Origin of the sequence: Campylobacter concisus UNSWCS, assembly GCF_000466685.1 — a bacterium.
GTDB lineage: Bacteria > Campylobacterota > Campylobacteria > Campylobacterales > Campylobacteraceae > Campylobacter_A > Campylobacter_A concisus_A.
Map to the genome: position 1 here is coordinate 98761 of NZ_ANNG01000011.1, position 7262 is coordinate 106022.

Sequence of the window (7262 nt, forward strand, 5' to 3'; positions counted from 1 at the left end):
AGAATTTCCCATGAGTGTTTAGTTGCTAAAATATTGATTAAGTATATCTAGTGCTTTTTTGTCGCCTAGTTTATAGTATGCTTTATTTAGCGCGTCTTGTGCTTCTTGTTTTGCATTGGTATAATTGCCATATTTGCATAATATTTCGCCTAAATTTGTGCATCCCCTAGCATAGTTGTAGTTATAACAAGATTTTTTGAAGTAAGAGTATGCGTTTTGCATATTTTTTTCAAAGCCAGCGCCATCTCTATAATTTACGCCAAGATAGTTACAACCTCTACCACTTACTGCATCACAAGCTTTTTGATTATATTTATTAGCCAAAGTTAGATCTTTAGTTATCCCATAGCCATATTTATAGTTATAGCCAAGACTTGCACATCCATCAGCATTGTTATTTAGATCGCAAGCTTTTTGATAGTATTTATTGGCTTCTTTAAGATCCTTTTTTATACCATCACCTTCCCCGTATCCAGCACCAAGGATAAAGCAGCTCTTGCCATCTTTTAGATCGCACCCTTTTTTAGCAAATTCGATAGCTTTTTTAGATCCTTAAAAGAGTTTGCGTCATCCTTAAAAAGTTCGCTTGCATACCCACATGATTTAGCCATACCAAGATTACAAGCTTTTTCATAATTTATGGCAGCACTATCTATATTTTTTTCAAGCCTATATAGATTAGCCAGGCTTTTGCAAGTAAAACCATCTTTAAGATCGCAAGCTTTTTGGTAAAACTCTTTTGCTTTTTCTATATCTGCCAAGACCCCATTTCCCATTTGGTAATTAACGCCTAAATAAGAGCAAGATCCGCCATCCTCTAAATTACACCCCATCTCAAAATATTCATTTGCCTTCTTATAATCACCATTGCTGTTATATTCTAATCCCATTTCAAAGCAAGCAAGACTATTGTTTAGAAGGCATCCATGTTCGCCGTTAAAAACTGTATTTGCTTTAGAGGCATCAACTTTTTTATATATCTCATAAGCTACTTTTATATTTTTTTCAGAGGGATTACCTTTTAGTAGATTGCCAGCTAAAGCCTTGCAAGCTTCTTTGTTATTATTATTACATAGCTTTGTATAGATCTCATTTGCATGCTCTAGGTCGTTTTTTTGTTCATAATCTTTAGCCAGTTTTATGCAGCCATCGCTTATCCCTATCTCGCAAGCAATTTTTGCATCGTCTTCAAGTGCTTTTTGCTTATCGCAAGCTTGCGTATTATCTAATTTGCAAGATGTTTTGTAGTATTCATAAGCCTCTTTATAATCTACATTTTTTATCTTCTCTAAAGTAAAACTACTAGTTTGATAGTCGCCATGTTCATAAATCAGGCCTAGTTGATAGCAGGCTTTAGAGTCAGATTTGCACTTCTCTCTTAGAAGACTTATTGCTTTGTCTGCATACAGCTTTGCTGCAGTGTCATGCTCCTTTTCATAAAAGTATGCCAACTTCATACAACTATCACCATTTTGATTTTCGCATTCATTTTCTAGACTATAAATTTCATATCTACTTGGATTTCCTAAGAATATAAATGCAGAAGCTACCGCTACAGCAAGTATAAAAATAGCTATAGCATATATAAATTTATAGTTTTTTATATGCTTTTTTAGTTGCTCTTTGTTTTCTCTTTTTTTAGCTTCCTCAGCAAGTCTAGCTTCTTCTAACTCACGCTGTCTTTGCTCTCTCAAGCGAATTGCCTCTTCTTCTTTTTCTTTTCTTAGCTGCTCCTCTCTTGCTTCTTCTTCTAACTTTCGCAGCCTTTTTCTTTCATTCTCTTCTTGCTCTTTAATGATCTCTTTTTTGGTTTTTGGCATAAAGTGCAAAGTTTCACCACAAAATCTACACTTGGTGGCATTTGTCTTTACTTCTTCTTTACAAAAAGGGCACTGCGTTTTTAGTTGTGTATCGCAGATTGGACAAAATTCCAAGTCCTTTTCTATTTCTTCAGCACAAAAAGGACATTTGACTAGATTGTTATTCATGCCCAAATCCTACTAAAAAAATAGTCTTAGAGATATCAATTGTGCAATAAGCAATACTAAAAATGCACCAATTGCCCAGCCATAATTAAATTTAACTGTTTTTACTGGAAGAACCTTATTTGCTATTGCACCCGCTATGATTTGTGCCACGGTCAAACCGATTGAATAAACCACATAAACAATATTAATCATTTCCATACTATCATTTTTTATGCCTATACTAATCAAGAAATATAATAAAACTGTTGATATAGTTGCTAGAGATATATATAGCAGGTTATCATATCCAGTATAGTATAGAGGCCCAAACAAAAATGCCCAAAAGTTGAAGCCTTGTGGCTTTAGGATTACTTCTCCATCCCACGTTTTTATAAAACCAAGCGGAATTTCATTATTATTTGCTTGGTTTTGATATGGGGGATTATTCGCCATATTTTTTTGGCTATTCATTTGTTCTCTTGCTTGGTTTTTGGCTTCCTCATTTAAGAAGCTACCACAAAATCTGCATTTAATAGCATCTTTGTTAATTGTCTCACCACAAAATGGACAAAATTTAGTCTCCATACTACATTCCTTTTTTATTTTTAAAGAATAGAACTATTCAAAGTGAATAATTCTATTTAACTTTTACTAAGCTCATTCTTAAAAATAAGCATAGCTTTAATAAATATAAGAAGGCATGGACTGCTTGAAGCCATATTGCATATCTAAACCTTGTGGTATTTTAAACTTGTCTAGAATTTTTTTAAACTCATCAAGTTTTTTATTGAATTTTTGATAAATTTCGTCAAATTCCTCTTTGTCTGTGCAGCCTATGGACTGACAAAAGAGCCCAACTAGCTTGCCCCTGATCTTAAAGACTTCATCGTATAGCTCTTTACAAAAATCAAATACATTTTGGTAAGTCAATGCCTCGCCTTGTTCGCCACCTATTGTGAAATCACTCGTTTCTGTAGTAAATTCGCCAAGAGATGAACCGCTTAAAACAAAAGGACATTCTTGTTTTAAGCCCATGATCGTCGCATCAAGCCAATCATTAATAGTCTCAAACGGATCATCAAATATATAAAGTTCCTCCGAACAAGCAGGTCTGAACAAAAGTTCATTATTATGAATTGTTATCATTTTTTATCCTTTTTATTATTTTTATTTGATTTTATATGGGGTATTTTATTACTTGGTATATCTAAGTATTTGAAAATACCTGAATATTCATCAAATGCTTTTATGTCTCTTAGTTTAGGTTTCAAAAGTTGAGATTGGGCGTATATGTCAAGAGCGTCGGAGAGATTATAACCCATCATTCCCCTAACTAGGTCATTATATTCTTCAAGATTCTTTCTATTGTTTTTATTTGTATTGTGGCCTAATTCATCTGCAACATTTACAATGGAGTCACTTATGTTGTTTATATGATCGTATTCTACTAATTTCTTAGCAAAGTTGCCTCTCAAGCGATGATCACTAACTTTTTTATCACTTATAACTTTTCTTATGCAGCCATTGGCTTTTTTATTAAAAGACTTTATTGTAGGGTATTGTTCTTTTATGGCTTTAACCCATTTATAATTATGTAAGTCTTTGATATTTTCATGTAGGACAATTACTCTTTTGGATTCGCTACTGCATTTGCCTTTTGCTGTATCTATAATGACACAATTATATGTTTGCCCATCTATTGTCTCTGTTATGAAACTATTTTCATTTAATCTAAAGAATTCTTCCATACGAAGTCCAACATGTAGTTTAAAGCGAAAATAGTCTAGTATCTCTTTTTCTATATTATGTTCTCCAGAAAATAACAGCATTAACTCGCTCATAGAGAAATTTCTCTTTGTCGTTTTCTCTTTAATACCAAATCGATCTATCGCTTCTTTTTTAAAAAAGTTATCACCAACTACTCCTAAATGCGCAAGTCTATTAAATACATTTGATAAAAAGCCTACTATATTATTTGCTCTCTTTTTGTTTCTTGCTCTCACACCTTCTTCTTTAATAAGACCTTCATGAAAGTCCTCAGCTACTTTTACATTTATATCGCTTATGCTGATGTCTCTATCATTAAGAAATTCCTTAAGCAGCTTAAGTGCATGATGGTACTCTTTTTTTGTACTATCACTAAAATTTCGCTTCCTTGCAACATGCTCCATAAAATCTTTTTCTATATCTTCAAAGTTTTCTAGTTTAACACCATATTGATGCTTTACAGGTACTATTTTTGTCTTTTCTTGTTTTATAATACACTCTCTAATTTCTAAAAAAATATAACTCGGTATAAATTGACCCCTTACGAGAAAGCCATCTCTTACTTTATACACTCCATCAGATATTTTTTTACTCACTGGAGTGTTGTAATAATTATTAAAGTCTATCTGCCCATAATACAGTTGAAGAAAATTATCCCACTTTTTTTGATCTATATGAAGTTCTGGCGGTAGTTTATTTTGACTTACGACTTGATCTTGATTAATAATTCTTTTTTTTCGAGACTCTTTTTCGGCTAAGTTGTTAAAAAAATTAGTAATCGTACTACTAACTATGCCTTTTTTATCTAGTGATAAAATACACGGATACAAACTTGCTAGGTTTAAAAATATCTTAAGCCAATATTGTCTTTTTTTCTCGCCACTAGACCTAGAATATCCCTTATTGAGGCAATATATTGCATCTTGCATCAATAACTTTATATCAGTATCATAATACGCCCTTACCCGCCCATGATGAACATCCTCATATTTTTCTACACAAAGCAGCTTTTGCATTGTCACATCCATAGATTTTTTATTGTTTTCCATCGAAAATCCTTTTTATGTTTATTATTAATTATACCGATTGCTTTCAAAAATCACTGGTTATGTAAAAATTTAAAAATTTTTAGTCCAATCATAGAATTTTGCTTAGCTTTTAAAGATATTTCCTTTGCGTACGTATCAGTTGCAAGATCGGCACTATGTCCTAGCAAAACAGATGTTAGATCGGTCAAGGAATTCTCCAAACAGTAATCCTTTATAGCCTTAGCAAAATTTCCCCTAAGCCTATGAAATGTAACGTTTGCTAGTGGGATACATTTATGGATGTGTCTATTTAATCGCTTACTAAAGTAATCGCTATTAACCTTACTGCTCTTAATATTTTCTAGCCACTTTAGATCGCTTAAATACTCAATATTTTCATGCAAAGGTATCTGTCTATACTTTTTCACTCCCCCTCTTTGTTTTGCAGTTCTAACATTTATAAATTTTATTCCATCCTGCTCACCAACATTGTCGCTATTAAGTTGCCAAATTTCATTAAGCCTTAGCCCAGTATGAAGAGCAAACATCATATAGTTTCGTAGATCAAGCCTTTTTGTAGCAAAAACTATTTTTAGTTCATCTAGGCTGAAGTTATCTTTCGGCGACTTCTCGTCGGCTGAAATTTTAAAAGATGTAAGCATTTTAAAAGGATTGGTTGTGAGCTTGCCCATCTTTATGGCATAGTCAAAGAGCCTTTTTGAGTAAGATGTGTAGTTATTGATGGTCTTTTTATTGAGCTTTTTGCTTGCTAGAGTTGTTTGAAAGTTTTCAGCATCGCTGTAGCTAAACTCTTTACCTTGATGATCTTTAAAAAACTCATCCAAGAGCTTGCCAGTCTTAACATAATAGCCCTTGGTTTTATCACTTGATTTTAGCTTTAAACACTCTGTTTGCACATATCTTTTAGCTACTGCTTCAAAAGATAGCGGCGAGGCTTCTTTTGGACTTAAAGATGCATCCAATAATGTTTTGAACTCTTTTTCAAGCTTTTCTTCTGGGACTACTAGATTATAAAATTTAGCTATCACCTCTTGTGAGAGCTCTTTATATTCGCTAACATCTAAAAATATGCCATTTTGTTTAATGCACCGCTCATTTTGTCTTTTAATGTTCATTAGGACTCTTAGGCTTTTAGAGTTTGCATGCGTTGTGGTTATCTTTTTAGAAAGAGCTTCGTTGGCTGCAGCTTTTATAGAATTTGCTAGTCTTACCGCCTCATCTGGATCTTTTGTGAAAAGGCAAAATTTAACAGTTAGCTTTTTGCCATCTTTAAGAGCAGTATCAAAAAAGTAGAAATTTGGTCTGTTTGCTATCTTGGTAATTAGTTTAGAACCCATGATAGAGCCTGTCTATTTTCTGTAACAAAAGTGCAAATTTTCTGTAACAAAGCTGATTTGTCTGAAATTTAGGACAAGAATATCTGCTAATAAATGCAGTTAAAACACCGAAATTTAGGGAAGTTGGAAAGAAAAATATTGTATTGGTGGCGGACAGAGAGGGATTTGAAGTCTTACTCTATTAACCTATTTCTTTTTTTAGTATTCTTGCTCTTATGTCTGATAAATAAAATTGTTGTTCCATTTCACTTAACTTATCAAATAGCTCTATTAGCTCTTTATGTGTTGGATTTATTTCACTTTCTTTTTGAAAATAAAATTCTAGTATTTTGTATAGATTGGGGTTAGTTTTTTCCCAGTTATATATAGTTCTTATATCTTTGCCGATAAATTCGGCTACATCTCTTTTATTCATTTATCTATTTCTTTTTTTAAAATTCTTGTTTTTATATCCAGGATATAGTATTGAATTTCTTGTTCTGATAGTTTTTCAAAGAGCTTTATTAATTCTTTATATGTATCATTTACATATAAACTTTCTTTGTTTTCCTTTAAATTTAATCCATTTTCTATAACTTCAAAAAGTTCTTTTCTATTTTTACGCCAGTTGTATATAGTTTTTTCGGCTATTTTGAGCTTTTTTGCTATTTCTGCATTTGTCATTTGTATGTTTCTATTTATTTTTTTCTTTTATATTTAGTTTTCCATTGTTTGCTTTTTCTTTTATTTTTTCTAATTTTTCTAAGAATTTTTGAGTTTCTAAAATTTGATCATCTAGTGCTAGACCTTGATTTATTAATCTGATTAATTCTGGCTTTTCTTTTTCCCAGTTTGTTAGCGTATTTCTTGTGATATTTAATTTTTCTGCTAATTCTTGTCTAGTCATTTTTCATACTTTTTGACAAATTATTTGGCATTTTATTAATTTTTAAGTTTTGTTTATTTATCATTTCACTATCCAAATGCACAATTATTGTGCATTAGTATTTTTTGATTTCTTGTTTGCAATAAAAGTATATCAAAAAATATGTTATTTGCCCTGAATATGGCTTTAAACTATTTATAACTTAACTTACCGCCCGCAACAGAGTAAAGATGTTTAGGGGCTTGTTTGTTACAACCTTAATACGTTGTAAAACTGT

At 32.0% G+C, this 7262-nt stretch carries 9 protein-coding genes; all 9 read right to left on the bottom strand.

The genetic code is table 11. The features are described from left to right. Positions 1–18 precede the first annotated feature (18 nt). On the bottom strand, positions 19–537 hold the full coding sequence (locus UNSWCS_RS11800; protein ID WP_080655745.1) for a tetratricopeptide repeat protein: 519 nt from the start codon (positions 535–537) through the stop codon (positions 19–21). Continuing rightward, positions 507–1988, bottom strand: a complete 1482-nt coding sequence (locus tag UNSWCS_RS04460) for a double zinc ribbon domain-containing protein (protein WP_021087496.1) — start codon at positions 1986–1988, stop codon at positions 507–509. Before UNSWCS_RS04460 ends, UNSWCS_RS11800 begins: the two co-directional genes overlap by 31 nt. A gap of 12 nt (positions 1989–2000) precedes the next feature. Continuing rightward, positions 2001–2552, bottom strand: coding sequence for a zinc ribbon domain-containing protein (locus tag UNSWCS_RS04465; protein ID WP_021087458.1), 552 nt, complete (start codon positions 2550–2552; stop codon positions 2001–2003). 96 nt (positions 2553–2648) lie between these two features. Beyond that, positions 2649–3113, bottom strand: coding sequence for a hypothetical protein (locus UNSWCS_RS04470; RefSeq protein WP_035143498.1), 465 nt, complete (start codon positions 3111–3113; stop codon positions 2649–2651). Continuing rightward, entirely contained in the window at positions 3110–4783 is a 1674-nt protein-coding gene (locus tag UNSWCS_RS04475) for a phage integrase SAM-like domain-containing protein (protein WP_021087461.1), read from the bottom strand. The genes UNSWCS_RS04470 and UNSWCS_RS04475 overlap by 4 nt, the downstream gene beginning before the upstream one ends. A gap of 50 nt (positions 4784–4833) precedes the next feature. Continuing rightward, positions 4834–6120, bottom strand: coding sequence for a tyrosine-type recombinase/integrase (locus tag UNSWCS_RS04480; protein ID WP_021087421.1), 1287 nt, complete (start codon positions 6118–6120; stop codon positions 4834–4836). 181 nt (positions 6121–6301) lie between these two features. Continuing rightward, positions 6302–6535, bottom strand: coding sequence for a histidine kinase (locus UNSWCS_RS04485; protein ID WP_035143501.1), 234 nt, complete (start codon positions 6533–6535; stop codon positions 6302–6304). After that, a complete protein-coding gene (locus UNSWCS_RS04490) occupies positions 6532–6783 on the bottom strand; it encodes a hypothetical protein (protein WP_021087438.1) in 252 nt (83 codons plus the stop codon). Before UNSWCS_RS04490 ends, UNSWCS_RS04485 begins: the two co-directional genes overlap by 4 nt. Positions 6784–6793: 10 nt before the next feature. Beyond that, positions 6794–7006: a helix-turn-helix domain-containing protein gene (locus UNSWCS_RS04495; protein ID WP_021087497.1), complete on the bottom strand. Its 213-nt coding sequence runs from the start codon at positions 7004–7006 to the stop codon at positions 6794–6796. Positions 7007–7262 lie beyond the last annotated feature (256 nt).

Excerpts from the sequence above, each read along its gene's own strand:
- UNSWCS_RS04465 (WP_021087458.1), bottom strand. The coding sequence starts at position 2,552 with ATGGAGACTAAATTTTGTCCATTTTGTGGTGAGACAATTAACAAAGAT.
- UNSWCS_RS04480 (WP_021087421.1), bottom strand. The coding sequence starts at position 6,120 with ATGGGTTCTAAACTAATTACCAAGATAGCAAACAGACCAAATTTCTAC.
- UNSWCS_RS04485 (WP_035143501.1), bottom strand. The coding sequence starts at position 6,535 with ATGAATAAAAGAGATGTAGCCGAATTTATCGGCAAAGATATAAGAACT.
- UNSWCS_RS04490 (WP_021087438.1), bottom strand. The coding sequence starts at position 6,783 with ATGACAAATGCAGAAATAGCAAAAAAGCTCAAAATAGCCGAAAAAACT.
- UNSWCS_RS04475 (WP_021087461.1), bottom strand. The coding sequence starts at position 4,783 with ATGGAAAACAATAAAAAATCTATGGATGTGACAATGCAAAAGCTGCTT.
- UNSWCS_RS04460 (WP_021087496.1), bottom strand. The coding sequence starts at position 1,988 with ATGAATAACAATCTAGTCAAATGTCCTTTTTGTGCTGAAGAAATAGAA.
- UNSWCS_RS04495 (WP_021087497.1), bottom strand. The coding sequence starts at position 7,006 with ATGACTAGACAAGAATTAGCAGAAAAATTAAATATCACAAGAAATACG.
- UNSWCS_RS04470 (WP_035143498.1), bottom strand. The coding sequence starts at position 3,113 with ATGATAACAATTCATAATAATGAACTTTTGTTCAGACCTGCTTGTTCG.